General features: G+C 67.9%; 22 protein-coding genes and 1 tRNA gene. 17 read left to right on the top strand and 6 right to left on the bottom strand.

The window, feature by feature from the left end:
* Positions 1-62: 62 nt before the first annotated feature.
* The 6 genes from ACFJGU_RS12625 to pstB all read left to right on the top strand — a co-directional run bounded on the left by ACFJGU_RS12625 (position 63) and on the right by pstB (position 7,676).
* Positions 63-2,243, top strand: coding sequence for an RNA degradosome polyphosphate kinase (locus ACFJGU_RS12625; RefSeq protein ID WP_382303861.1), 2,181 nt, complete (start codon positions 63-65; stop codon positions 2,241-2,243).
* A complete protein-coding gene (locus ACFJGU_RS12620) occupies positions 2,240-3,169 on the top strand; it encodes an NUDIX domain-containing protein (protein ID WP_382303860.1) in 930 nt (309 codons plus the stop codon). Before ACFJGU_RS12625 ends, ACFJGU_RS12620 begins: the two co-directional genes overlap by 4 nt.
* A gap of 184 nt (positions 3,170-3,353) precedes the next feature.
* Positions 3,354-4,484 carry a phosphate ABC transporter substrate-binding protein PstS gene (pstS, locus tag ACFJGU_RS12615; protein WP_382303859.1) on the top strand — a complete coding sequence of 377 codons (1,131 nt, stop codon included), beginning with the start codon at positions 3,354-3,356 and terminating at the stop codon, positions 4,482-4,484.
* Between the two features lie 142 nt (positions 4,485-4,626).
* Complete coding sequence (gene pstC, locus ACFJGU_RS12610; protein WP_382303858.1) at positions 4,627-5,766, top strand: phosphate ABC transporter permease subunit PstC; 1,140 nt, start codon at positions 4,627-4,629, stop codon at positions 5,764-5,766.
* Positions 5,763-6,866 (top strand): phosphate ABC transporter permease PstA, encoded by a 1,104-nt coding sequence (pstA, locus tag ACFJGU_RS12605; protein WP_382303857.1) that lies wholly within the window; start codon positions 5,763-5,765, stop codon positions 6,864-6,866. The genes pstC and pstA overlap by 4 nt, the downstream gene beginning before the upstream one ends.
* A gap of 30 nt (positions 6,867-6,896) precedes the next feature.
* Complete coding sequence (gene pstB, locus ACFJGU_RS12600; protein WP_382303856.1) at positions 6,897-7,676, top strand: phosphate ABC transporter ATP-binding protein PstB; 780 nt, start codon at positions 6,897-6,899, stop codon at positions 7,674-7,676.
* Between the two features lie 63 nt (positions 7,677-7,739).
* Here the strand turns inward: pstB and ACFJGU_RS12595 are convergent, their stop codons facing one another.
* The 3 genes from ACFJGU_RS12595 to ACFJGU_RS12585 form a co-directional block, all read right to left on the bottom strand.
* On the bottom strand, positions 7,740-8,603 hold the full coding sequence (locus ACFJGU_RS12595) for an anti-sigma factor domain-containing protein (RefSeq protein ID WP_382303855.1): 864 nt from the start codon (positions 8,601-8,603) through the stop codon (positions 7,740-7,742).
* The gene (locus ACFJGU_RS12590; protein WP_382303854.1) at positions 8,600-9,199 is read right to left on the bottom strand and encodes a sigma-70 family RNA polymerase sigma factor; all 600 of its coding nucleotides are present in this window, start codon (positions 9,197-9,199) and stop codon (positions 8,600-8,602) included. The genes ACFJGU_RS12595 and ACFJGU_RS12590 overlap by 4 nt, the downstream gene beginning before the upstream one ends.
* Before the next feature lie 193 nt (positions 9,200-9,392).
* Positions 9,393-10,022, bottom strand: coding sequence for a DNA-directed RNA polymerase subunit beta (locus tag ACFJGU_RS12585; protein WP_382303853.1), 630 nt, complete (start codon positions 10,020-10,022; stop codon positions 9,393-9,395).
* 136 nt (positions 10,023-10,158) lie between these two features.
* Here ACFJGU_RS12585 and ACFJGU_RS12580 point away from each other — a divergent pair.
* The 6 genes from ACFJGU_RS12580 (at position 10,159) to ACFJGU_RS12555 (ending at position 15,950) form a co-directional block, all read left to right on the top strand.
* Positions 10,159-10,231, top strand: a tRNA-Lys gene (locus ACFJGU_RS12580).
* A 444-nt stretch (positions 10,232-10,675) separates the two neighbouring features.
* On the top strand, positions 10,676-12,253 hold the full coding sequence (locus ACFJGU_RS12575; RefSeq protein WP_382303852.1) for an amidohydrolase family protein: 1,578 nt from the start codon (positions 10,676-10,678) through the stop codon (positions 12,251-12,253).
* On the top strand, positions 12,250-13,020 hold the full coding sequence (locus ACFJGU_RS12570; RefSeq protein WP_382303851.1) for a VOC family protein: 771 nt from the start codon (positions 12,250-12,252) through the stop codon (positions 13,018-13,020). Before ACFJGU_RS12575 ends, ACFJGU_RS12570 begins: the two co-directional genes overlap by 4 nt.
* Entirely contained in the window at positions 13,017-14,264 is a 1,248-nt protein-coding gene (locus tag ACFJGU_RS12565) for a BMP family protein (protein ID WP_382303850.1), read from the top strand. Before ACFJGU_RS12570 ends, ACFJGU_RS12565 begins: the two co-directional genes overlap by 4 nt.
* A 111-nt stretch (positions 14,265-14,375) precedes the next feature.
* Entirely contained in the window at positions 14,376-15,314 is a 939-nt protein-coding gene (locus tag ACFJGU_RS12560; RefSeq protein WP_382303849.1) for a nucleoside hydrolase, read from the top strand.
* Positions 15,315-15,392: 78 nt separating this feature from the next.
* On the top strand, positions 15,393-15,950 hold the full coding sequence (locus ACFJGU_RS12555; RefSeq protein ID WP_382303848.1) for a hypothetical protein: 558 nt from the start codon (positions 15,393-15,395) through the stop codon (positions 15,948-15,950).
* On the opposite strand, the gene ACFJGU_RS12550 is transcribed toward ACFJGU_RS12555, so the two are convergent.
* Genes ACFJGU_RS12550 through ACFJGU_RS12540 form a run of 3 tightly spaced genes read right to left on the bottom strand, consistent with a single transcriptional unit; the run spans position 15,947 to position 17,872 of the window.
* On the bottom strand, positions 15,947-16,900 hold the full coding sequence (locus tag ACFJGU_RS12550; RefSeq protein ID WP_382303847.1) for a DUF4436 family protein: 954 nt from the start codon (positions 16,898-16,900) through the stop codon (positions 15,947-15,949). The genes ACFJGU_RS12555 and ACFJGU_RS12550 overlap by 4 nt on opposite strands.
* Before the next feature lie 26 nt (positions 16,901-16,926).
* Positions 16,927-17,556, bottom strand: a complete 630-nt coding sequence (locus ACFJGU_RS12545; RefSeq protein ID WP_382303846.1) for a pyridoxamine 5'-phosphate oxidase family protein — start codon at positions 17,554-17,556, stop codon at positions 16,927-16,929.
* 46 nt (positions 17,557-17,602) lie between these two features.
* Positions 17,603-17,872, bottom strand: coding sequence for an ATP-dependent DNA ligase (locus ACFJGU_RS12540; protein ID WP_382303845.1), 270 nt, complete (start codon positions 17,870-17,872; stop codon positions 17,603-17,605).
* A 196-nt stretch (positions 17,873-18,068) separates the two neighbouring features.
* On the opposite strand from ACFJGU_RS12540, the gene ACFJGU_RS12535 reads away from it, so the two are divergent.
* Genes ACFJGU_RS12535 through ACFJGU_RS12515 form a run of 5 tightly spaced genes read left to right on the top strand, consistent with a single transcriptional unit; the run spans position 18,069 to position 23,574 of the window.
* On the top strand, positions 18,069-18,665 hold the full coding sequence (locus tag ACFJGU_RS12535; RefSeq protein WP_382303844.1) for a TetR/AcrR family transcriptional regulator: 597 nt from the start codon (positions 18,069-18,071) through the stop codon (positions 18,663-18,665).
* Complete coding sequence (locus tag ACFJGU_RS12530; RefSeq protein WP_382303843.1) at positions 18,662-20,398, top strand: ABC transporter ATP-binding protein; 1,737 nt, start codon at positions 18,662-18,664, stop codon at positions 20,396-20,398. The genes ACFJGU_RS12535 and ACFJGU_RS12530 overlap by 4 nt, the downstream gene beginning before the upstream one ends.
* Entirely contained in the window at positions 20,395-22,401 is a 2,007-nt protein-coding gene (locus tag ACFJGU_RS12525; protein WP_382303842.1) for an ABC transporter ATP-binding protein, read from the top strand. Before ACFJGU_RS12530 ends, ACFJGU_RS12525 begins: the two co-directional genes overlap by 4 nt.
* Positions 22,402-22,455: 54 nt before the next feature.
* Positions 22,456-23,142, top strand: coding sequence for an organomercurial lyase (gene merB, locus ACFJGU_RS12520; RefSeq protein WP_382303841.1), 687 nt, complete (start codon positions 22,456-22,458; stop codon positions 23,140-23,142).
* Positions 23,143-23,196: 54 nt separating this feature from the next.
* Positions 23,197-23,574, top strand: coding sequence for a DUF4190 domain-containing protein (locus ACFJGU_RS12515; protein ID WP_382303840.1), 378 nt, complete (start codon positions 23,197-23,199; stop codon positions 23,572-23,574).
* Positions 23,575-23,702: the final 128 nt, after the last annotated feature.

Below are 23,702 nucleotides of genomic sequence, written 5' to 3'. Positions count from 1 at the left end.
ACGTCACGTGCCGTTTACGAAGGGCGCTGCCCGTGGTCACGCCTGGGTGACATGATGTTCTGATGGACGACGACATGATCTCGCTCGACGCCGGAGTCGTCACCGACTTCGACGACGACTACGACGAACTGGCCGTGACCACCGACGGTCCGCCGTTGCCCGAGGGCCGCTACCTCGATCGCGAACTGAGCTGGCTGGCCTTCAACAACCGCGTGCTCGAACTCGCCGAAGACCCCTCGCTCCCGGTGCTCGAGCGCGCCAACTTCCTCGCGATCTTCGCCTCCAACCTCGACGAGTTCTTCATGGTGCGCGTCGCCGGGCTGAAGCGTCGCATCCTCACCGACCTCGCCGTTCCCACGAACGTGGGGCGCCGGCCGACGGATGTCCTCGAAGACATCTCCGTCAAGGCCCACGAACTGCAGGCCCGCCACTCCGCCGCCTGGCAGAACCTGGTGAGCCCCGCTCTCGCCGACGCGGGCATCCGCATCGTCGCCTACAGCGAACTCGACGAAGCCGACCGCGAGAACCTGCGCGAGATCTTCTCGCAGCAGATCTTCCCGGTGCTGATGCCGCTCGCGGTCGACCCCGCGCACCCCTTCCCGTACATCTCCGGCCTCTCGCTCAACCTCTCGGTGCGCGTGCGCAACTCCAAGACCGGCAAGGAGGAGTTCGCGCGGCTCAAGGTGCCGCAGGTGCTCAACCGCTTCATCCGCGTCGACCAGCGCGAGTCGGTGAACGAACTGCGGTTCATCCCGCTCGAAGACCTCATCGCGAACCACCTGGGCGACCTCTTCCCGGGCATGGAGATCGTGGAGCACCACGTCTTCCGCGTCACCCGCAACGAGGACGTCGAGGTCGAAGAAGACGAGACCGAGAACCTGCTGCAGGCGCTCGAGAAGGAGCTGCTGCGCCGACGCTTCGGCCCGCCGATCCGACTCGAGATCACCGACGACATGGATGCCGTGACCCTCGAGCTGCTGGTGCGCGAGCTCGACATCACTGAGCAGGAGGTGTACCGGCTGCCGTGGCCGCTCGACCTCGGCGGACTGTTCGATCTCACGCGCATCCCGCGACCCGACCTCAAGTACCCCAAGCACGTGCCCACCACCTCGGTGGCGCTGCTCCCGCCCGAGCCGAACGCGAAGCCCGACATCTTCAAGGCGATCTCGCGCGGCGACATCCTGCTGCACCACCCGTACGAGTCGTTCGCCACCAGTGTGCAGGCGTTCCTCGAGCAGGCCGCGGCCGATCCGCACGTGCTCGCCATCAAGCAGACCCTCTACCGCACCTCGGGCGACAGCCCCATCGTGGAGGCCCTGATCGACGCCGCCGAGGCGGGCAAGCAGGTCCTCGCCCTGGTGGAGATCAAGGCGCGTTTCGACGAACAGGCCAACATCTCCTGGGCGCGCAAGCTCGAGAAGGCCGGCGTGCACGTGGTCTACGGGCTCGTGGGCCTGAAGACCCACTGCAAGCTGGCGCTCGTCATCCGACAGGAGAAAGGCCGGCTGAAGAGCTACAGCCACATCGGCACCGGCAACTACAACCCCAAGACCTCGCGCATCTACGAGGACCTCGGGCTCCTGACCGCCGACGACCAGGTGGGCAAAGACCTCACGAGACTCTTCAACGAGCTCTCCGGCTACGCCATCGAGAAGAAGTTCAAGCGCCTCCTGGTGGCCCCGCTGCACCTGCGCAAGGGACTGCTCAAGCGCATCGCCGACGAGGCGGAGAACGCCCGCAAGGGCCTCCCCTCCGGCATCCGCATCAAGCTCAACTCGATCGTCGACGAGGCGATCATCGACGGTCTCTACCGGGCCAGCCAGGCCGGTGTGCCGATCGACATCTGGGTGCGCGGCATCTGCTCGCTGAAGCCCGGGCAGAAGGGGCTCTCCGAGACCATCCGCGTGCGCTCGATCCTCGGACGGTACCTCGAGCACTCGCGCATCTTCTCGTTCCACAACAACGGCGACCCCCAGGTCTACATCGGCTCGGCCGACATGATGCACCGCAACCTCGACCGCCGCGTCGAGGCCCTGGTGCGCCTGGTCGACCCCGACCACCTGCGCGAGATCGACGGCCTGTTCGAGCTCGCGATGTCCGACGAGGTCACCTCCTGGGCGCTCGACGAGGCAGGCGACTGGATCCGCCACGTCGTCGACGCCGAGGGCGTCCACCTGATCGACCTGCAGGACGAGCTGATGCAGCAGATCAGCCGCCGCAAGCGACCGGGCACCACGCGGTGACGGTCTTCGCGGCCGGCGCAGTCTGCTGGCGGCTCGTCGACGGCAAGGTGAACGTGCTGGTCATCCACCGCACGGCGCACCGCGACATCTCCCTGCCCAAAGGCAAGGTCGACCCCGGCGAGACGCTGCCCGAGACCGCGGTGCGCGAGATCGCCGAGGAGACCGGCCTCGCCGTCACGCTCGGGGTGCCGCTCGGGGTCACGAACTACACGATGCCCAACGGGCGTGAGAAAGTCGTGCACTACTGGGCCGCCGAGGCGACCGACGGCGCCATCCTCGCCTCCACTTTCCTGCCCAACGGCGAGGTCGCGGCCCTGGAGTGGCTTCCCATCAAGAAGGCCCAGTCCGCCTTGAGCTACGAACGCGACGCCGAGATCGTGGAGCGCTTCCGGATGCTCGTCGACGAGGGCGTCACCCGCACGTTCGCGCTCATCGCACTCCGCCACGCCAAGGCGACCCCGCCGTGGCACTTCGACGGCCCCGACGCGGACCGTCCGTTGACCGAACGAGGCCGCGGCGAAGCGCGCTCCATCGTGGCGAGCGTCACCGCCTTCGGCCCGGAGAAGCTCTACAGCAGCACGGCCCGGCGCTGCCGCCAGACCGTCGAACCGCTCGCGAAGGCCCTGAAGCTGCCGGTGAAGACCACCGATGCGATCAGTCAGGACGCCTACGAGAGCGGCGAGAGCGCGGTGCGGGAGATGATGGGCAAGCGCGTGCGCAAACGCGTGAGCGCGGTCGTCTGCAGCCACGGACCGGTGCTTCCCGACATCGTGCGCGAGGTCGCCCTGGCCACCGGCACCGCCCCGGCGGCCACGGTCTCGCGGGCCGGCGATCTGCCCGTCGCGGGTTTCTCGGTTCTTCACCTTTCGGTCGATCGGCCCGGCTCCGGGATCATCGCGATCGAGACCCACGTCCCGAACCCGTGACCTTCCGGAGTTCGTCGATCGACGGGCTCCGTTAACCTCCCGTTCATCTTCGTGCGGGTCACTCGTTAAGCGTCGCGCTTAGTGTCTCAGTCGGGTCAGCACCGACCCCAACCGTGCGCGCCTGTATCGAAGACTCGAATTTCACTGCGGCCGCAGCGGAGAAACCCAATTCGAAGGGAACACAGTGAAGCTCAAGAACGTGGCAGCGGTGGGCAGCCTTGCCCTCGTGACCGCCCTGGCGCTCTCGGCCTGCGCAAGCGGCAGCAGCGACGGCGGGACCCCGGACGCCTCGACGACTCCGACCACCGCGGCAGTCGACTACAGCTCGCTCACCGGCACCATCACCGCCGGAGGCTCCAGCGCCCAGGCCAACGCCCAGGCGGCGTGGAGCACGGCGTTCACCGCTCAGGCGAGCGGCGTCACCATCAACTACGACAAGTCGCAGGGCTCGGGCGGTGGCGTCACCAACTGGCTCGCCGGCAGCTACGACTTCGCGGGCTCCGACTCGCCCCTGAAGGACGACCAGCAGGCCTCGTCGCAGACCATCTGCGGCCCTGGCGGAGCGCTCAACCTCCCGATCTACCTCGACGGCGTCGCGGTCATCTACAACCTCCCGGGCGTCAAGGAGCTGAACCTCTCCTCGGCCACGATCGCGAAGATCTTCTCGCTCCAGATCACCACCTGGAACGACCCGGCCATCGCCGCGGAGAACCCTGACGCGACCCTGCCCGCCACCGCCATCACGACGGTGACCCGCTCGGACGGATCCGGCACCACCACCAACTTCACCAACTACCTGAGCCAGACCCAGCCGTCGATCTGGACCAACCCGCCGAGCAACGCCTGGCCGATCGCCGGTTCGAGCGCTCAGCAGGGCGGTTCCGGTGTCGTCAACACCGTCAAGGCCGGCGAGGGCACCATCGGCTACGCCGACCACAGCGCCATCGGCGACCTGACCTCCGCGAACATCCAGGTCGGCGACGGCACCGACTTCGTGCCCTTCTCGGCCGAAGGCGCCTCGAACGCCTTCACCGCGGCGGCCACCACGGTCGACACCGGTGTCGAGGGCGACCTCGCACAGAAGATCGACTACACGGCGATCACCGACGCCGACGCCTACCCGATCCCGCTGATCTCCTACGCGATCCTCTGCACCACCTTCGCCGATGAGGCCCAGGCCGATGTCACCAAGGGTTACATCTCGTTCATCGCGAGCGAGGTCGGTCAGGAAGTCGCCGCGAAGAACGCCGGTTCGGCGCCCATCCCGGCCGACATGCTGTCGCAGATCGCCACGAGCCTCGAGCTCGTCAAGTAACACCCCCTGAAAAACCCGGTTGCCGTCTGGCTCGTCTACGCCAATACCCTTGAGAAAGAGTGCAGTGAGCGAAAACACAGCTGTCCGATCCGACACGAGGACCCTCGGCGGAGACGACCAGACGGCAACCGGTAAGGACCCCATGAAAGAGCCCGCCTCGGGCCCCCAGCGGAGCACCAAGGGTGTGCGCGCCAAATCGCGGCCCGCCGACCGCATCTTCCTCGGCCTCAGCACCGGCTCCGCCGCCTCGATCATGGTGATCCTGGCCGGCGTCGCGCTGTTCCTCATCATCCAGGCCGTTCCGGCCATCATGGCCGACTGGCAGACCAACCCCGATCTGACCAGCGGCCCCACCGGCGGCTACGACAACTTCTGGGTGTACGTCGGCCCGCTGATCTTCGGAACGCTCTTCGCCTCCGCGATCGCGCTCGTCATCGGCGCCCCGGTCGCCATCGGCATCGCGCTCTTCATCTCGCACTACGCCCCGCGGCGTCTGGCCGGCATCCTGGGCTACCTGGTCGATCTGCTGGCCGCCGTCCCCTCCATCGTCTTCGGCCTCTGGGGCATCATCGTCATCCGCCCCTTCCTGTTGCCGCTCTCCGACTGGCTCAACACCTACCTCGGCTGGATCCCGCTCTTCGGCGGTCAGGTCTCCACCACCGGATCGACCATCCTCGCCGGCGCCGTCGTGCTGGCCGTCATGATCCTGCCGATCATCACCTCGATCTCCCGCGAGATCTTCCTGCAGACCCCGCGTCTGCACGAAGAGGCCGCGCTGGCGCTCGGCGCCACCAAGTGGGAGATGGTGAAGATGGCCGTCTTCCCCTACGGCCGCTCGGGCGTCATCAGCGCCACCCTCCTCGGCCTCGGCCGCGCGCTCGGTGAGACGATGGCCATCGCGCTCATCATCTCGCCCGCCATCCTGGTGTCGGTGCGGATGCTCACCGAGGGCGAGAACTCGCAGACCATCGCCGCGAACATCGCCCTGAACTTCCCGATCGCCACCACCCTCCAGCGTGAGGCGCTGATCGGAACGGGCCTGCTTCTCTTCGTGATCTCGCTGGCCGTCAACATGGTGGCCCGCATCATCGCCGGCCGCGCCGGCAAGGGCGCGCTGCGCAAGCGCAAGAAGATGCTGGCCCAGCTGCCGCCGTCCGACCCGAGCACCGTCCTCGCCGTCGACGACGTGCTGGCCCGCAAGGCCGAAGCCGTCCACAGCGAAGGCGCCGACGATCCGGAACCCGAGATCGACACGGAAGAGCGAGAGGGAAAAGACGCGTGAGCGCCACCATCAGCCCCAGCCGGCAGCCCACCGGGCGCATCGCCAACACCCTGACCTCGGGTCAGCTCCCCCGGTTCATCGAGTGGTACGTGCTGGCGGGCTCGCTCGCCCTCAGCGCCGTGATCCTGCTGCTCATGGGCTTCAACGTCGCGGGCTGGCTCGTGCTCGCCGCGGTCATCTACCTGATCGGCCTCGGCATCCTCTCCTCCGCGGTCGAGAACCGCCGCAAGGCCACCGACCGCGTGGTGCGCGGCCTCGTCACCGTCGCGTTCCTGCTCGCGCTCGCCCCGCTCATCTCGACCCTGATCACCGTGGTCGCCAATGGCATCGGGTCGATCAGCTGGGACTTCATCACCCAGACCTCGCAGTCGGTGTTCGACCCCGACACCCTCGAGGTCACGACCAAGGTGGGCGCCTGGCAGGCCATCGTCGGAACCCTGATCATCACCGGCATCGCGGCCCTCATCTCCATTCCGATCGGCATCCTGACGTCGATCTACCTGGTGGAGTACGCCCAGCCGAAGCACTGGATGGCGCGCACGGTGACCTTCCTGGTCGACGTGATGACGGGCATCCCGTCGATCGTCGCCGGTCTGTTCGCGTTCTCGCTGTTCTCGCTCATCGTCGGGCCGAAGGCGTTCAGCGGCTTCTCCGCGTCGATCGCGCTCTCGGTGCTGATGATCCCCATCGTCGTGCGCTCCTGTGAGGAGATGCTGCGGCTCGTGCCGATGGACCTGCGCGAGGCGTCGTACGCCCTGGGCGTGTCGAAGTTCTCCACCATCACGAAGATCGTGCTTCCCACCGCCATCGCCGGAATCGTGACGGGCGTCATGCTCGCCATCGCCCGGGTCATCGGCGAGACCGCGCCGATCTTCATGGCGGCGAGCTTCACCGACAACTTCAACTCCAACCCCTTCGAGGGCCCCATGCAGACCCTGCCGGTCATGGCGTACACGGGATACAAGTTCCCCGGCCAGGACATCGCCGCGTCGAACGCCTCGGCCTGGGGCGCCGCACTGCTGCTGGTCATCCTCGTCGTCATCCTCAACCTCATCGCCCGTGTCGTCGCCAAGGTCTTCGCGCCCAAGGGCTCGCGGTAACCCGAACCACCAATCGAAGAAGGAACTTTCGTGTCCAAGCGCATCGAAGTCAACGACCTCAACGTCTACTACGGCGACTTCCTCGCCGTCGAAGGCGTCAACATCAACATCGAGCCCCGCACCGTCACGGCCTTCATCGGTCCGTCAGGATGCGGCAAGTCGACCTTCCTCCGCACGCTGAACCGCATGCACGAAGTCATCCCCGGCGCCTATGTGAAGGGCGAGGTGATGATCGACGGCAACGACCTGTACGGTCCGGGTGTCGACCCCGTGCTGGTGCGCCGTCAGGTCGGCATGGTCTTCCAGCGGGCGAACCCGTTCCCCACGATGTCGATCCGCGACAACGTGCTCGCGGGTGTGCGACTCAACAACAAGCGCATCTCGAAGTCCGATGGCGACGACCTCGTGGAGAAGTCGCTGAAGGGCGCCAACCTCTGGGAAGAGGTGAAGGACCGCCTGGGGCTCCCCGGCCAGGGCCTCTCCGGTGGTCAGCAGCAGCGTCTGTGCATCGCCCGCGCCATCGCCGTGTCGCCCGACGTGCTGCTGATGGACGAGCCGTGCTCCGCGCTCGACCCGATCTCGACCCTCGCCATCGAGGACCTGATCGAGGAGCTCAAGCAGGAGTACACGATCGTGATCGTGACCCACAACATGCAGCAGGCCTCGCGGGTCTCCGACAAGACCGCGTTCTTCAACATCGCGGGCACAGGCAAGCCCGGCAAGCTCATCGAGTTCGACGAGACGACGACCATCTTCTCGAACCCCACCGTCCAGGCCACCGAAGACTACGTCTCCGGTCGCTTCGGTTGATCCGACCCCGAGTCGAGGAAGCCCCCGCCTGTTCGACAGGGCGGGGGCTTCTCCGTTTCCGGACTAGGCGGTCTGTCCGACGAGGATGGGGTCGGTGGTGGGGGCGGTGGACCCGCCGGCCGGTTCGACGGTGACGCCGATCGCGTCGCCGGGGCTCATGGCGCCCGCCAGCACGTGCCACGAGGTGCCGTCGCTTGCGGCCGTGAAGGTGCCCGCGGGGGCGGCGCCGTCGGCGTCGATGTACCAGGCCTCGTAGACCTTCCCGTCGGGCAGGGGGGCGAGTCCGTCGACCACGACCGCCGAGCGGCCGAGGGTGTCGGACCACACCAGGGTGGCGGTCCCCCCGCCTTCGACGGGCACGGTGGTGCGCTGCGAGTCCTGCGCTGCCGTGATCTCCGCCAGGCCCGCCGCCGAGACGTCGGTGACGGCGGATGTCCCGAAGCCTCCGCTGACGGCCGTGCCGACGATGCCACCGCCGACGAAGAGAGCGGCGGCAGCCGCGATGCCGGCCACGAGGGTGCCGGGCCGCGCGAACCAGCGCGAGCGAGCTCGGGACTCGGCGCGGGTCGTAGTGGAGGCGGGTGCATCCTGGACCGGCGGCTGGACGGAGGGCGTCGCATCCGGAACCGGGTTCTCGACCGGAGCAGGCGCATCCTGAACCGGTGTCATCGGCTCCTCGCGGGGAAGCTGTGCGGTCGTGGCGAGCTTCGCCATCAACTCGGCCTTCATCCGCCCGGACGGCGCGACCGGAGTAGCGGCGAGTCCGAGGAGACCGGCCGTCTCGACGAGACCGTCGGTCTCCTCGCGCAGGCTGTCGGATGCGTTCGCGGCCCGTTCGAAGGCCTCGGCCTCGTCGCGGGAGACCGCGTCGAGTGAGTAGGCACCCGTCGACAGGCGCGGATCGTCGTCGTCATGGCGGTCGTTCATGAGGTCACCCCCAGTTCGTCTCGAAGTCTGATCATTCCGTCGCGGAGTCTCGTCTTCACGGTACCGACCGGAATGGAGAGGATGCCTGCGATTTCGGAGTGGCTGTATCCGCCGTAGTACGCGAGGGAGATGGCTTCTCGTTGCAGCGCGGTCAACTGCGCCATGGCTCTCTTCACCCTCTCGTGTTCGATGCGGATCTCGACGGTCTCGCTGACCTGGTCGTAGTCGGGTTCGATGTCGCGGAGGCCGATGCGTTCGTCGCGGTCGTGGCCCGATTGAGAGGAGCGCACCCGGTCGACGGCGCGGCGGTGCGACATGGTGAGGATCCAGGACATCGCGCTGCCCCGCTGGGACTCGAACCGGGCGGCGGTGCGCCAGATCTCGAGGAACACCTCCTGGGCGACCTCTTCGGATTGCGCATGATCGACCAGCACGCGCTTCACGAGCCCCAGGACGCGCGGCGCCGTGCGGTCGTAGAGCTCGGAGAAGGCCTGTTGGTCTCCTCGCGAGATGAGGTCGAGCAGTCGTTCGAAGGTCACAGCGGTCTCGGAATTCCCTGTGTCCGGCCCTCTGTCGGTGGTCACGAGTTCAAGCATGGCAGGACACGCTCACAATCGCTCTCAGGGGCTGAACTTCGGATCGGTTCACAACCGGTATTCGGAGCAGCAGAACGAGTGGATTGGAGGAGAAAGGAGCCGGGTCGCGGAACGCCTCTCGGCGAGAGGCCGCTCGTAGCGGCGAATATTGGAGCCCGGGGTTACCGCGACCCGACTGGTCTAGTTTACGCGGTCAATCGAGGTTGTCGCTGCGCCAGAGTCCGGCTGACTGCGTCAGATCGGCTCCGATCGTCTCGAATCGGAGTGCGCGGGTCGTCAGTGTGGTGGCCGTCTCGGGGGCGCCGATCTCCGCGTCGTCGGCGATGCTGGCGCATCCCTGCGACATGATGCGGCAGAACGCGGATGCCCGGTCGAGGGCGATCGCAAAGTCTCCTGTGAAGAGGCCGCGCAGGATCTGGTCGGCGAGCTCGGTGATCTCCTTGGGCCCGGTGGGCGACTCCGCGCCGGCCACCACCGGATCGATGCTCGGGGTGACCTCCGTGCCGCGCTCGAAGAAGTAGGCGGTCTGCTCCGGGTTCTGCCGGATGAGCGCGCGCAGCAGATAGATGCGCCACAGGCTGCCGGGCAGCGTGCGGGGGTTCGCTCGGGCCCACAGTTCGGCGATGGCGTCGATCCCGTGGTCGTCGGTGAAGGTGAGCAGCCGGTCGATGACCTCCGGGTGCGGGTCGTCGCGCACCCGATTGAGGAGCGCGCCCGCGGTCTCATGCGCCACCCGGTTGATGTGCGCGGGATCCTCGCCGCCCTGGAACGCTTCGAAGGCCGATCCGTCGAAGAGCGTCGGCTTGTGGAAATCGTTGCTCATGCCACCCCATCCTGCCCCCGTCGGGGCCGTCTGACTTCTCAACGCTACGCGCCCGCATCCGTTACCGCAGGCGGTCACGCGCAGAGCGAACGTACCCGCGCTCGGGCCGGGCCGTTTAGCGATAGATTGGTGGGGAGGGCCTGTAGCTCAGTTGGCAGAGCATCGGACTTTTAATCCGCGGGTCGAGGGTTCGAGCCCCTCCGGGCCCACTCCACCCCCGCGACCGCCGCTCGGCGTCACGCGGATGTTCCGTATCCGAAACATCGGCGTCACACAGGTCGCGTAGTTTCGTGGGCATGAGGGTGTCGCACGAGTCCAGTGGCTTCTGCCAGTGGTTCTGCCTGCGCCGCCAGAGCGGCCACCACAACACCTCTGTCTTCTCCTTCAACTCGTAGTCGCGCCCCGCTCCGGGGGACGAGTGCGCCCACGCCCGGCTGATCCGCTCCGGGATCCCGCGCGCCGGCCGTTCACGCGCCTTCCCCGGCGCCTCCCGTTCGCGACCGCGCGGCCCTGAGGGTACTTCCGCCCGGCCACTCCTGACGTCGATGCGCGCGCTGCGCATCCGCGTCCCGTCGGTGACCCCGCGGTTCCGGCCTCCGACGCTTCGGCGCGCCCTCCAACACCCTCGAACACCCTCGATCAGAAAGACGCTCGTGGCCACTGAATGGCAGAACGCCCTCGTCATCGCGATGGACGACGCCCACGGAGCGGTGCCGTTCCGCGCCGACGTGCGCGTCGACGGCGACCGATTCGTGTCGGTGCGCCCGATCGAGAACCGCGCCGCATCCGCCGAGGCGTCCGGGGCATCACCGGCAGACCTGGCGCACGACGACATCACGGTCGTCGACGCGACCGACCTGCTGCTCATCCCGGGTCTGGTCAACGCACACACCCACTCGTGGGAGATCCTGCTGCGGGGAACGAGCGACCGCGTGCCCCTCGAGATCTGGACGCTGCTGAGTTACCCACCCACGGGCGTCGCACCGGCTCCTCCCCGAATAATTTACCTGCGCACGATGGTCGCCGCGATCGAGTCGCTGCTCGGCGGCGTGACGACCGTGCTCGACGACGTCGGCGAACTCCCCCATCAGACCATCGAGTCCATCGCCCAGGTGTTCGCCGCCTACGACGACGTCGGGCTCCGCGCCACCTGCACCGGCACGGTCGTCGACGTGCCGATGGTGGACCGCCTGCCGTTCGCCGACGAGGTGCTGCCCGCCGAGGTGCTCGCCGCGAGCCGCACGTCGATGCCGGCGCCGGAGGTGGTGCAGCGCGACTACTTCGCGTTCTCCGACGCTGCACGAGAACTGGCCGCGCGGCACGCAGGAGGCACCGGACGCATCCGCTACGCCATCGCTCCCAGCGCCCCGCAGCGCGCCACCGATGAACTGCTGCGTCGGGCCGCCGCCGTCGCCCTGCAGAACGGGGAGGTGCTGCACCTGCACCTGCTGGAGACCAAACTGCAGGCCGAACTCGCGCGCACCCGCTACGACGGCCGCACGATCGTGCAGCATCTCGACCACCTCGGAATCCTCGGCGAGAGCGTGACCCTCGCCCACGGCATCTGGCTGACCACCGGCGACCTCGAGGTGCTCGCCCGGTCGGGCGCGACGGTCGTGCACAACCCGCTGTCGAACCTCAAACTCGGCTCGGGCGTGCTCCCGTGGCGGGCGTTGCACGACGCCGGCGTGCGCGTTGCGCTCGGCTCGGACGGCGCCTCGAGCAACGACTCGTTGCGCATGCTCGAGGTCGTCAAGGCGGCGGCGCTTCTCCACACGCTGACCGATCCCGACTATGACGAGTGGCCCCGCGTCGACGAGGTGCTGCACGCCGCGACGGTCGCGGGCGCGCGAGCCGCCGGCTGGGCGGATGTCGCCGGACGCATCGCCCCCGGACTGAAGGCCGACTTCGTGGTGCTCGACCTCACGACGACCACGAACTTCACTCCGCTCAACGACGCCGCCCGGCAGCTCGTCTTCTCGGAAGACGGCCGCTCGATCCGGCAGGTCTGGGTCGACGGCCGACTCGTGGTCGACGACGGTCGCTGCACCCTGATCGACGCCGACGCCCTGCTCTCCGAGTTCCGCGCCGAGGCCGCCCGGTACCTCGTCGACCTGCCCGACTGGGCGGCCCTGCGCGACCGCTATGCGCCCTTCGTGGGTGAGGCCTACCGGCGAACCTGGGCCGCCGATCCGTCACCCCATCTGCCCGCGGGAAAGGACCTGCCATGAGACTCGACGACATCTGCCTCGTCAACGCCGACGTCACCGCCAGCGACGACTTCTACCGCGACGGCGTGGGCCTCGAGCGACGCATGCGCAACGTGCGCTTCGCCGACTTCGTGATCGGTGACGGACCACGGCTGGCCATGTGGATGCGGCCGAGCATCGCCGAGACCGTCGGCCCGGCCTTCCCCACGCAGCCAGGTCTGCCGTTCCGCGTCACCATCGAGCTGCCGGATGCCGCCACCCTCGAGGCGGCCGCCGCCCGCGTTCCGAGTGCCGTACGTCTCTCCCCCTCGCCCGGCACCGCCTCGCCCGCCTACGCCGTCACCGATCCCGACGGCTTCACGAGCGTGCTCACCAGTTCGGCCACCGGCCGCCCGCGCATCACCGAGATCGAACTCGGCGTGAGCGACGTGGTACGCACGTACGACTTCCTCGAGCGCCTCGGATTCAGACCCGCGGTCTCCGACGGACGCCTGCACTTCGCGGCGGGCAACGTCACCCTCACGATCGTCGACGTCGCCTCGATCACCGGTCCCGACATCCGCACCGCCGAATTCGCCTCCTGGAGTCGCAACGGCGGGCACGTGATGCTCGCCATCGAACTCGATTCCGGCGAGGCTGTCGACCGCCTGCACGCCGACCTCACCGCCCGCGGACTCGCCGACTCAGGCCCCCCCGCGCTCTACGAGTGGGGCGCGCGCTCGGCCTACTTCGTCGATCCCGACGGCTACATCTGGGAGATCTACGCCTGGGTCGAGGAGCCGAAGTGACCGCCCCGCCCGCGCCTCGCCCCCGGCGAGCGCCCACCGCCGTTCCACCCCGCACCACGAGCACCACCGGCACCACGAGCACCACCGCACCTCCCGGCACCATCCCGAATCCGACCGATCAAGGAGCATCCATGTCCCCCACTCCCACCCCCGTCCCGCGTTTCCGGCCCGCGCGCCGCCTGGCCGCCGCGAGCGCCCTCGCCCTCGTGGGAACCTTGGCACTCGCGAGCTGTGCGAGCGCCCCGAGCGACGCGTCGTCGTCGGGCACCACGGATGCCGCGGCATCCGATTTCCTGCCCTGCATCGTGAGCGACCAGGGCGGTTTCGACGACCAGTCGTTCAACCAGCTGGGCCTCGAAGGGGTCACCGACGCCGCCGAGGCGCTGGGGACCGAACACATCGACGTGCAGTCCGAGACCGAGAGCGACTACGCGCCGAACATCGCGAGCCTCGTCGATCAGGGCTGCACCACGATCGTCACGATGGGCTACCTGCTCGCCGCCGCCACGAAGGATGCGGCGGCCGCGAATCCCGACATCCACTTCATCATGGTGGACGACAACACCATCGCCGCCGACAACGTGAAAGGCGTGGTGTGGGACACCTCGCAGGCCGGCTTCCTCGTGGGCTACGCGGCGGCCGACTACACGACCACCGGCAAGGTGGGCACATACGGTGGGGCGCAGATCCCGCCAGTGACGCTCTACATGGACGGCTTCGCGCGGGGCGTCGAGTATCACAACGCCCAGAAGGGCACCGACGTGCAGGTGATCGGGTGGAATCCGGACACCCAGGAGGGCCAGTTCACCGGCAACTTCAGCGACATCAACGCCGCGAAGGTGCTGTCGCAGGGCATCCTGGAGCAGGGCGTCGACGTGATCGTGCCGGTCGGCGGGCCCATCTACAAGGGAGCCGCGCAGGCCATCCGCGAGTCGAGCACTCCGGTGGCGTTGGTCGGCGTCGACACCGACATGTACCTCAGCGACCCCGACTACGACGACATCTGGTTCTCGTCGATCGCCCGTGACATGCCCAAGTCGATCTCCGAGGTCATCCAGGCGGCCGCGGCCGGCGACTTCTCGAACGAGGAGTACGTGGGAACGCTCGAGAACGGGGGCGTGCTGATGAGCCCGTTCCACGACTTCGAGTCGAAGGTGGCCCCGACGCTGCAGGGCGAGCTGGATGACATCCAGGCCGGCATCATCGCGGGGACCATCCCCATCGAGACCCCGTCCGCCCCGTAACCCGCAGCACCTCTCCCTCCCCCGCCCCACCGCTCCCCAGGCGTCACTTTCCGCGGCCGGAACCTCGCGGACCGCGGAAAGTGACGCCTCGGCGCCTCAGAAAGGCACGACGTGCGCGACCTCATCTGCATCACCGACCCCGGGCAGGAGCAGGCCGTCGCGCTGCTCTCGATCTTCGCGTCGCCCGACGACTTCCGTGTGCTCGGCATCGTGGCGAGCGCGGGCAACACGACGCTCGACAACACCGTCGAGAACGTGTTCAAGGTGCTCGAACTGGCCGGGGTGACGGACATCCCGGTCCTCAAGGGAGTGCCGCAACCGCTGCTGCGCCCACTCGTCACCGCCGCGCACGTGCACGGTGAGACCGGGCTCGACGGCTACGGCTTCGCCCCCGTGGTGGGTCGCCCCGAGGCCGAGTCGGGTGTCGCCGCCATCATCCGGATGCTCCGCGCCGCGCCGCCGAAGTCGGTGACCGTCGCGCAATTCTCCAGCATGACCACGCTCGCGGTGGCCTTGACGGAGGCGCCCGACATCGCCGACCACATCGCCGAGATCGTGATGATGGCCGGTGCCTACTTCGAGGTCGGCAACATCACGCCGGCGGCCGAGTTCAACATCTACGTCGACCCGCACGCCGCCGCGATCGTGCTCGGCAGCGGCGTGCCCATCGTCATGCTTCCGCTCGACGTCACCCACCAGCTGCACAACACCCGGGCGCGCCTCGACGCGTTCTCGGCGATCGGCAACGAGTGCGGGCGGGCCGTCGACCAGCTGCTGACCTTCTCGGAGACTTTCGACCTCGACAAGTACGGCTGGGATGGCGCGCCCTTGCACGGCCCGGTGGTGCCGATGTACCTGCTGCACCCCGAGTTCTTCCACGGCCGTCTCGTCAACGCCCGGGTGGAGACCGGCAGCGAGCTGACCATGGGCATGCTCGTCGTCGACTACTGGCAGATCACCGACCTGCCCCGAAACGTCTTCTACTGCCGTGACGTCGACGCCGCCCCCTTCTACGAGGAGCTCACCGCCCGCATCGCCCGCCTCAGCTGACCGCCACCCCACAGCACGACTCCATATCGATCGCGCGACTCGGGCCGCGAGGCGGCGCCCGAGTGACATCCTGTCGACATGAAAGCAAATGCGCCTGGCGTGGCCGTGCTCGTCGCGATCACCGGATGCGTACTCGTCGCTCTGACCGGATGCGCGGACACCGAGGCGTCCGGTCTGGAGATCGATCCGACGTCACTGAGCTGCTTCGTCGACGACCAGGCAGGGGCGGCTGTCCTGCAGGTCCCTGTGGCGGTCGATCCCGAGCTGGAATTCACGCCGGACATTCTCAGGGTGGAGTTCGATCATCCGAAGAGTCTCGGTCTCGCCGGCATCACCCTGGTTGACGGCGAGAAACCGTACGGCGCGAGTTCCCTGCCGGCCGAGGATGTCGAGACGATGCGGGCCTCGCGCGACAACGGGATGCTGTACCTCCCTCTCCCCGACGCCGGACCGGCGACGATCGTACTGCTGCTCGAGGTGCAGGATGGGCAGGACGAGGGTGGTTTCGACTCGTTCCGCATCTTCTGGGGCGGGGGCGAGCCGGTGTACTGGCAGACGGTCGAGGTGGCAGCGGAGGTGGGCGCCGGGTGCGCGCTCAATCCCTCCCCTGGGCTGTCCGACGGATCTGTCGACTAGGGGGATGCGGACGGGGCAGCGGGGTCGGGTGGGGTGCGCGGGGCGGCCGGGGTGCCCCAGCGCATCCAGGCGGCCACGTAGATGGTCAGGCCCGTGATGAGGCCGACGATGACCCAGAGCACGATGAGGAAGTCGATCCACGACCCGATCGGCGGCGAGCCGGGGAGGAAGGTGCGCAGCGGGATGGTGGCGAACAGCATCGCACCCATCCAGCTCATCAGGGTCGCCTCGACCTTGCGGATGCCCCGGAAGGCCGTGATCGCGACGAACAGCACGAGCACCGGCAACACCACCATGAGCCCGAGCAGCAGCACCCCGAACGCGAGCGTGCTGCCCGAGCGGCTCGCTTCCAGACTGACGACCGGGACAGGCTCGCTCACGCCGTCTTCCTCGATCGTCCCGGCGTCATAGGTGAAGTTCTGCACCGCTGACAGTCGCCAGCCCGGAATGCCGCCCTCGAAGACCACCTGCGTGCGCACCGGTGTCGCGACGCCGTCCACCTGGGTGAACGCGACAACGACGAGAACGGGCGTCTTGTAGCGGTCGAGCGGCCAGCGCTCGACTTCGCCGCTGGAGACGATCGACACCGACGTCGTCGCGGGGATCGTTCCTTTGGCGATCTCGATGGTCTGCTCACCGGCGACCGGGGTGATGATGACGCTCAGGTCTTGGTTGATGGTCGGGCTGTCGGGCGTCATCATGTCATCACGCGGGGTGACCTCCACCTCCATGTCGATCCGCTCGCCGACGGCATTGACGGCGCTGGGCGACAGCACCACGGTCACCGCGCCGGGGTCGCGCTCGGGGGTCTCGCTCGTCACGAAGCGCCCACTGTTCGCGTAGAGCAGCACCACCACCACGTACACCAGCACCGCGACGGCGACGAACACCGGCACCACCCAGCGCCGACGGCGACGCGTCGGGGCGGGCATCCGGGGCTCAGCGCTCACGCATCCGAGCTTATCGGCGCGGGCCCTTAGTAGATGGAGTCGGCGTACCGCGGGCCGTAGTATTCCTCGAGCTCGTCGAGCGAGGCATCCGGCCGCTCGACCGCTTGCGCGATCCGCGCCCGCGACGGCGCGACGGACGCGTTCCACGTCTCCGGCTCCCACGCCGCCGACCGCAGGAACGCCTTCGAGCAGTGGTAGTACACCTCCTCGATGTCGACCACGAGGGCGAGCTGCGGACGGTGCCCCTTCACGACGAGATCGTCGAAGAACGGCTCGTCGATCGCGATCCTTGCGTGACCGTTGATACGCAGCGTGTCACCACGGCCCGGGATGAGGAAGATCAGACCGACCTGGGGATTGTCCACCACGTTGTGCAGGCTGTCGGCCCGCCGGTTACCCGGCCGTTCGGGCAGCACGAGCGTGGTGTCGTCGAGCACGTGCGCCAGCCCGGCCGGGTCGCCCTTGGGAGACACGTCGCAGCGACCGGATGCATCGGCTGTCGCCACGAAGCACAGCGGCGACCCGGCGAGCCAGGCGCGGTCGACCTCGTCGAGTCGAGGGCGTGCCTTGTTCTTCACCCGTTCGATCGGCTGTCCGAGCAGCGCTTGCAGCGCCTCGTGGGTGTCGACGGGCGGCGAGTCGAGTTCGTAGGGCATGTGACCTCCTGCCCTTCGATCCTCGCACGGCGCAGCGGCGAGTCGCTCAGCCGGCGTCGATGGTTCCCGGTTCCGGCATGATGCGGAGGTCGCCGCGGCTGGCCGCCGTGAGCATGAGGTCGATCCAGGCCCGGTTGATCGCGGGCGGTCGGCTGCCGAAGAAGCGGAAGCGCAGCGGGATCGACGGATGGACCCACAGGGTCTCCCGCCCGCCGCCCTGACTCACCTCCATGCTCCAGGACACCGTGAACGCCTCGTGGTTCCGCATCTTCGAGACGAGCACGATCCGCAGGTGAGCGAGGAGGCGATCGTCCATCTCGATCTCCGACCCGGTCGGCCCATAGATCAATAGGCCCAAGCCCGTACTCCTCGTGTTTCCGGAGCCTGAGTGCCCCTCACGGAGCTTAACGGAGCGGATTTCGCTCCCCAAAATCATGAACGGGGGCTTGACAATAGTGCGCACCATCACCACCCGTTGCGAGTGAGTGCTCACTCAGCTATGCTGCGATGTCATGAGCAGCACGGACGAATTGACCACCGGCTCCAGTCGCCGCGCGCCCGCCCTCCCGCTCGAAGACCGGCGGGCGATGATCGTCGACGCCGTCATCCCCCTGCTGCTCGAACAAGGCGCCGACATCACGTCGAAGCAGATCGCCGAGGCCGCCGGCATCGCGGAGGGAACGGTCTTCCGGGCGTTCGGCGACAAGGAGTCCCTGATCAGAGCGGCCGCCGAGAAGTTCTTCGATCCGGAGTACGTGCGAAACGGGCTGCGGGCCATCGATCCCGACGACCCGCTCGAGGTGAAGTTGGCACAGGTGATCGACGTCTTCCGCACCCGCCTTCGTGGCGTGATGCGCGTGATGGCAGCCCTCGGCCGCCAAGAACCACCGCCCCGCCCCGCAGAAGACCGGTCGAGCGAGATCATCGATCAGATCCTCGCCCCCGAAGCCGCCCGGCTCTCGCTCTCCCCCCGCCGCGTCGCCCACGTCATCCGCCTCATCGCGTTCTCCAGCGCCATCCCGCAGATCAACGAGGTCGACACCCCGTTCAGCAGCGCCGAACTCGCCCAGATCATCGTTCACGGAATCACGAAAGAAGAATCCGAATGACCCTCCTCCGCCTGCTCTGGCGATTCATGAAGCCTTACGGATGGCTCGTCGCCGCCGTGGTGCTCTTCCAGCTCATCCAGTCGATCGCCTCGCTCTACCTGCCCACCCTCAACGCCGACATCATCGACGACGGCGTGGCCAAGGGTGACACCGGCTACATCATGTCGACCGGCGGATGGATGCTCCTCATCACGCTCGTGCAGGTCGCCGCCGCGATCACCGCCACCTACTTCGGCGCGCGCGCGGCCATGGCCATCGGCCGCGACCTCCGCGGGGCCATCTTCCATCGCGTGAGCGAGTTCAGCGAGCGCGAGGTCTCGGCCTTCGGCGCCCCCTCGCTCATCACGCGCTCGACGAACGACGTGCAGCAGGTGCAGATGCTCGCCCTGATGACCTTCACTTTGCTCGTCTCGGCGCCGATCCTCGCGATCGGCGGCGTGGTGCTGGCCCTCCAGCAGGACGTGCAGATGTCCTGGATCATCGCGGTCGCCGTGCCCGTGCTGCTGCTCTCGCTCGGCACCATCATCGTGCGGATGGTGCCGCAGTTCCGCAAGATGCAGACCCGCATCGACGCCGTCAACCGGGTGCTGCGCGAGCAGCTGACGGGCATCCGCGTGGTGCGCGCCTTCGTCCGCGAAGACGTCGAGACCGCGCGCTTCGCCAAGGCGAACCACGACGTCACCGACTCGGCCCTGCGCGCGGGTCGCCTGCTGGCGTTGATGTTCCCGACGGTCATGCTCATCCTGAACGTCTCGAGCGTGGCCGTGATCTGGTTCGGCGCGTTCCGCATCGACTCCGAATCGATGCAGGTGGGCACGCTGATCGCCTTCCTGAGCTACCTCGTGCAGATCCTCATCGCCATCATGATGGCGACGTTCATGGCCATGATGATCCCCCGCGCCTCGGTGTGCGCCGACCGCATCACCGAGGTGCTCTCCACCGATTCCTCGGTCGTGCTCCCGGCGAATCCGGTGCGCGAGCTGAAGCAGCACGGCACGATCGAGTTGCGCGACGCCTTCTTCACCTATCCCGGTGCCGAGCAGCCGGTGCTGCGCAACCTCGACATCACCGTCGAGCCCGGCCAGACGCTGGCGGTCATCGGCAGCACGGGATCGGGCAAGACCACCCTCGTGAACCTCTTGCCGCGCCTGTTCGACGTCACCGGCGGCGCCGTGCTGGTCGACGGTGTCGACGTACGGGAGCTCGATCCCGATCTGCTCTGGGGGCGGATCGGCCTGGTGCCGCAGAAGCCCTATCTCTTCTCCGGCACCGTTGCCTCCAACCTCCGCTACGGCAACCCCGACGCCACCGACGACGATCTCTGGCGAGCGCTCGAGATCGCCCAGGCGAAGGATTTCGTGACGGCCATGGAGGGGCAGCTCGAGGCCCCGATCGCCCAGGGAGGCACCACCGTGTCGGGCGGCCAGCGACAGCGGCTGGCCATCGCGCGCGCCCTTGTCAAGCGGCCCGAGATCTATGTCTTCGACGACTCGTTCTCAGCCCTCGACCTGGCGACGGATGCGCGGTTGAGACAGGCCCTGCGCACGAAAGTGGTGGGCGCGACGATGGTCATCGTCGCTCAGCGGGTGTCGACCATCATCGACGCCGACCAGATCATCGTGCTGGAGGACGGCCAGATCGTCGGCCGCGGCACCCACGAAGAACTGCTCGAGACCTCGGAGACCTACAACGAGATCGTGTCGTCGCAGCTCACCGCGGAGGAGGCAGCATGAGCGGCACCACCCAGTCCCCGGCGAAGTCCGCACCCCGTCCGGTCGGCCCACCGGCGGGCACGCCCGGCCGTGGCGGCCCCGGCGGCCGTGGCGGCGGCCCGTTCGGTGGAATCGGGATGCCCACGGAGAAGTCGATGACCTTCGGCCCCTCCGCGAAGCGCCTCATCCGCCGGCTCAGCCCGCACCGGGTCGCCGTCATCGCGGTGATCGCGCTCGGCGTCATCAGCGTGGTGTTCACCGTCCTCGGCCCGTGGCTGCTCGGCCAGGCGACCAACCTCATCTTCGCCGGCGCCATCGGCAAGACACTGCCCGCCGACATGACGAAGCAGCAGCTGATCGACCAGCTCCGCGCCAGTGGACAGGCTCAGCAGGCCGACCTGCTGAGCGGCATCGCCCTCACCCCGGGCCAGGGCATCGACTTCGACGCGCTCGCCATGGTGTTGGGCATCGTGCTCGTGCTCTACGTCGCGGCATCCGTCTTCGCCTGGCTGCAGGGCCGCGTGCTCAACACCATCGTGCAGAGCACCGTGTACCGACTGCGCGAAGAGGTCGAGGCGAAGATCAACCGGCTGCCGCTGAGCTACTTCGACAAGATGCAGCGCGGCGAACTCCTCAGCCGCGTCACGAACGACATGGACAACGTGGCGCAGAGCCTGCAGCAGACGCTGAGCCAGATGCTCACCTCCGTACTCACGGTGATCGGCGTCCTGGTGATGATGTTCGTCACCTCTCCCCTGCTCGCCGTGATCTCGCTGGTCACCATCCCGCTCACCATCGGCATCACGACGGTCATCGCGAAACGCTCGCAGAAGCTCTTCGTGGCCCAGTGGGCGCACACGGGCGCCCTCAACGCGCAGGTGGAGGAGAACTTCACCGGACACGCCCTGGTGAAGGTGTTCGGGCGTCAGCGCGAGACCGAGGAGACGTTCACCGAGAAGAACGAGCAGCTCTACAAGGCCAGCTTCGGCGCACAGTTCGTGTCGGGCATCATCATGCCGGCCATGATGTTCGTCGGGAACCTGATCTACGTCGTGATCGCCGTGGTCGGCGGCCTGCAGGTCGCGTCGGGCGCCCTGAGCATCGGTGCGGTGCAGGCCTTCATCCAGTACTCCCGCCAGTTCACCCAGCCGCTCACGCAGCTCGGCTCCATGGTGAACCTGCTCCAGTCGGGCGTCGCCTCGGCCGAGCGGGTCTTCGAACTGCTGGATGCCGACGAGCAGACTCCGGATGCCTCGCCCGCCCAGACCCCCGGTGACACCCGCGGCCGCCTGGTGTTCGAGAACGTCTCGTTCCGGTACACCGAGGACAAGCCACTCATCACCGACCTCTCGCTCGTCGCCGAGCCCGGCCAGACCGTGGCGATCGTCGGGCCGACCGGTGCGGGCAAGACCACGCTGGTGAACCTCATCATGCGGTTCTACGAGCTGGATGCCGGCCGCATCACCCTCGACGGCGTCGACATCGCCCAGATGACCCGGCGCGACCTGCGTTCCCGCACCGGCATGGTGCTCCAGGACACCTGGCTCTTCGGCGGCACCATCCGCGACAACATCGCCTACGGCCGGCCGGATGCCACGGAGGAGGAGATCCTCGACGCCGCCCGCGCCACCTACGTCGACCGCTTCGTGCACTCGCTGCCCGAGGGCTACGACACGGTGCTCGACGACGAGGCGTCCAACGTCTCCGCGGGAGAGAAGCAGCTGCTCACCATCGCGCGCGCGTTCCTCGCCAAACCGAGCGTCCTCATCCTCGACGAGGCCACGTCATCGGTGGACACGCGAACGGAGCAGCTCGTCCAGAAGGCGATGTCGGCCCTGCGCGCCGACCGCACGAGCTTCGTGATCGCGCACCGCCTCTCCACCATCCGCGACGCCGACCTCATCCTGGTGATGGAGTCGGGCAGCATCGTGGAGCAGGGCACGCACGCCGAGCTGCTGGCCGCCGAGGGGGCCTACTACGCCCTCTACAACTCGCAGTTCGCCTCGGCTCTGGTGGACGAATGAGCTATTCTCATGTTATGGGAACGGCGGCGCGGCCATGAAGTGAGGATGCAGAAGGTGTCACCAACAGATAACAAGTCAGAGTTCGCCGAGCGAGTGCGGCACACGATTTATACACGATTCGCGGCCAGCGGGGACGCCGCGTCGGTCGACGAGGTCGCCATCGCGCTCGGAGCGGAGCCCTCCGTCGTGGCGGCGGCGTTCGACCGGCTGGCGACGGAGCGTCACGTGGTGCTCGACGCCGAGCGGCGCATCCTGATGGCGCACCCCTTCGCCTCGATCCCGCTCGGGTTCTCGGTGATGGGGCCCGACACGCTCTGGTGGGGCGGCTGCGCGTGGGATTCGTTCGCCATTCCCCACCTCGTGCCCGACGCCCCCGAGGTGCTCGTGGCCACCACCTGCCCGAACTGCGGCACCGCGCACGCCTGGACGGTTGGCCGGGAGGCGCCTCCAGCGGGCACGCAGGTGGCCCACTTCCTCGTGCCCACGGCCCACATCTGGGACGACGTAGTGCACACCTGCTCGCACCAGAGCATCTACTGCTCGACCGCGTGCGTGGAGGAGTGGTTGGCCCGGGAGGGGCTCGAAGCCGGGTACACGATGTCGCTCGAGACCCTCTGGCGGCTGGCCGCCCACTGGTACGAGGGCCGGCTGGACACCCCGTACACGCGACGCGATCCGCAGACCGCCGCCGCGTACTTCCGCAGCGTGGGCCTCGACGGGCCGTTCTGGGGGCTCGCCTGACGCCCGGCCGGACACCGGATCGAACGGTCAGGTGACGGAGGTACATTCGAGAGCATGAGCCTCCTCCCGCAGGGCCGCATCGGTCCGGGCTGGTACCCCGACCCCGAAGCGACCGACGTGCTGCGCTGGTGGGACGGCTACCGCTGGACCGACGACTTCGCACCACGCGCCGTCGACCCGGCCGACAGCCGCAACGGCTACGCCACGGCGTCGCTGGTGTTCGGCATCGTCTCCATCGGCTTCAACGTCCTGTTCCTGCCGAGCGTGCTCGCCGTGGCCTTCGGCTTCGCGGGACTGAGCAAGGCGCGGCGGATGGGTCAGGGGCGCGGGCTCGCCATCGCCGGCATCGTGCTGGGGGCCGTGGGCGTGATGTTCATGATCGCGCTGATCGTGATCGTGGTCACCGTGCGAGCGGTCGGCATCTCGCGCTGAACCCCTTCACACCGGGCCGGAGCAGGCGTAAAATGGTACTCAGGTAGGGATGATTTCCACTGAAGACCCCCGTCCAGTCAGCACCGGCTGGGCGGGGGGTCTTTGCGTGCTCGAAGCGGGTCAGGCCG

It is taken from the genome of Herbiconiux sp. UC225_62 (assembly GCF_042694625.1).
Classification (GTDB): domain Bacteria; phylum Actinomycetota; class Actinomycetes; order Actinomycetales; family Microbacteriaceae; genus Herbiconiux.
The sequence above is the reverse complement of the archived record's forward strand: the minus strand, read 5'-3'. Positions and strand labels throughout refer to the sequence as shown.

Coding starts and splice junctions, on each gene's coding strand:
- ACFJGU_RS12530 (WP_382303843.1), top strand. CDS start 18,662: ATGACCCTCCTCCGCCTGCTCTGGCGATTCATGAAGCCTTACGGATGG.
- ACFJGU_RS12590 (WP_382303854.1), bottom strand. CDS start 9,199: ATGCTTGAACTCGTGACCACCGACAGAGGGCCGGACACAGGGAATTCC.
- ACFJGU_RS12625 (WP_382303861.1), top strand. CDS start 63: ATGGACGACGACATGATCTCGCTCGACGCCGGAGTCGTCACCGACTTC.
- ACFJGU_RS12525 (WP_382303842.1), top strand. CDS start 20,395: ATGAGCGGCACCACCCAGTCCCCGGCGAAGTCCGCACCCCGTCCGGTC.
- ACFJGU_RS12535 (WP_382303844.1), top strand. CDS start 18,069: ATGAGCAGCACGGACGAATTGACCACCGGCTCCAGTCGCCGCGCGCCC.
- pstC (WP_382303858.1), top strand. CDS start 4,627: ATGAAAGAGCCCGCCTCGGGCCCCCAGCGGAGCACCAAGGGTGTGCGC.
- ACFJGU_RS12540 (WP_382303845.1), bottom strand. CDS start 17,872: ATGGACGATCGCCTCCTCGCTCACCTGCGGATCGTGCTCGTCTCGAAG.
- ACFJGU_RS12570 (WP_382303851.1), top strand. CDS start 12,250: ATGAGACTCGACGACATCTGCCTCGTCAACGCCGACGTCACCGCCAGC.
- ACFJGU_RS12585 (WP_382303853.1), bottom strand. CDS start 10,022: ATGAGCAACGATTTCCACAAGCCGACGCTCTTCGACGGATCGGCCTTC.
- ACFJGU_RS12515 (WP_382303840.1), top strand. CDS start 23,197: ATGAGCCTCCTCCCGCAGGGCCGCATCGGTCCGGGCTGGTACCCCGAC.
- ACFJGU_RS12595 (WP_382303855.1), bottom strand. CDS start 8,603: ATGAACGACCGCCATGACGACGACGATCCGCGCCTGTCGACGGGTGCC.
- ACFJGU_RS12545 (WP_382303846.1), bottom strand. CDS start 17,556: ATGCCCTACGAACTCGACTCGCCGCCCGTCGACACCCACGAGGCGCTG.
- ACFJGU_RS12555 (WP_382303848.1), top strand. CDS start 15,393: ATGAAAGCAAATGCGCCTGGCGTGGCCGTGCTCGTCGCGATCACCGGA.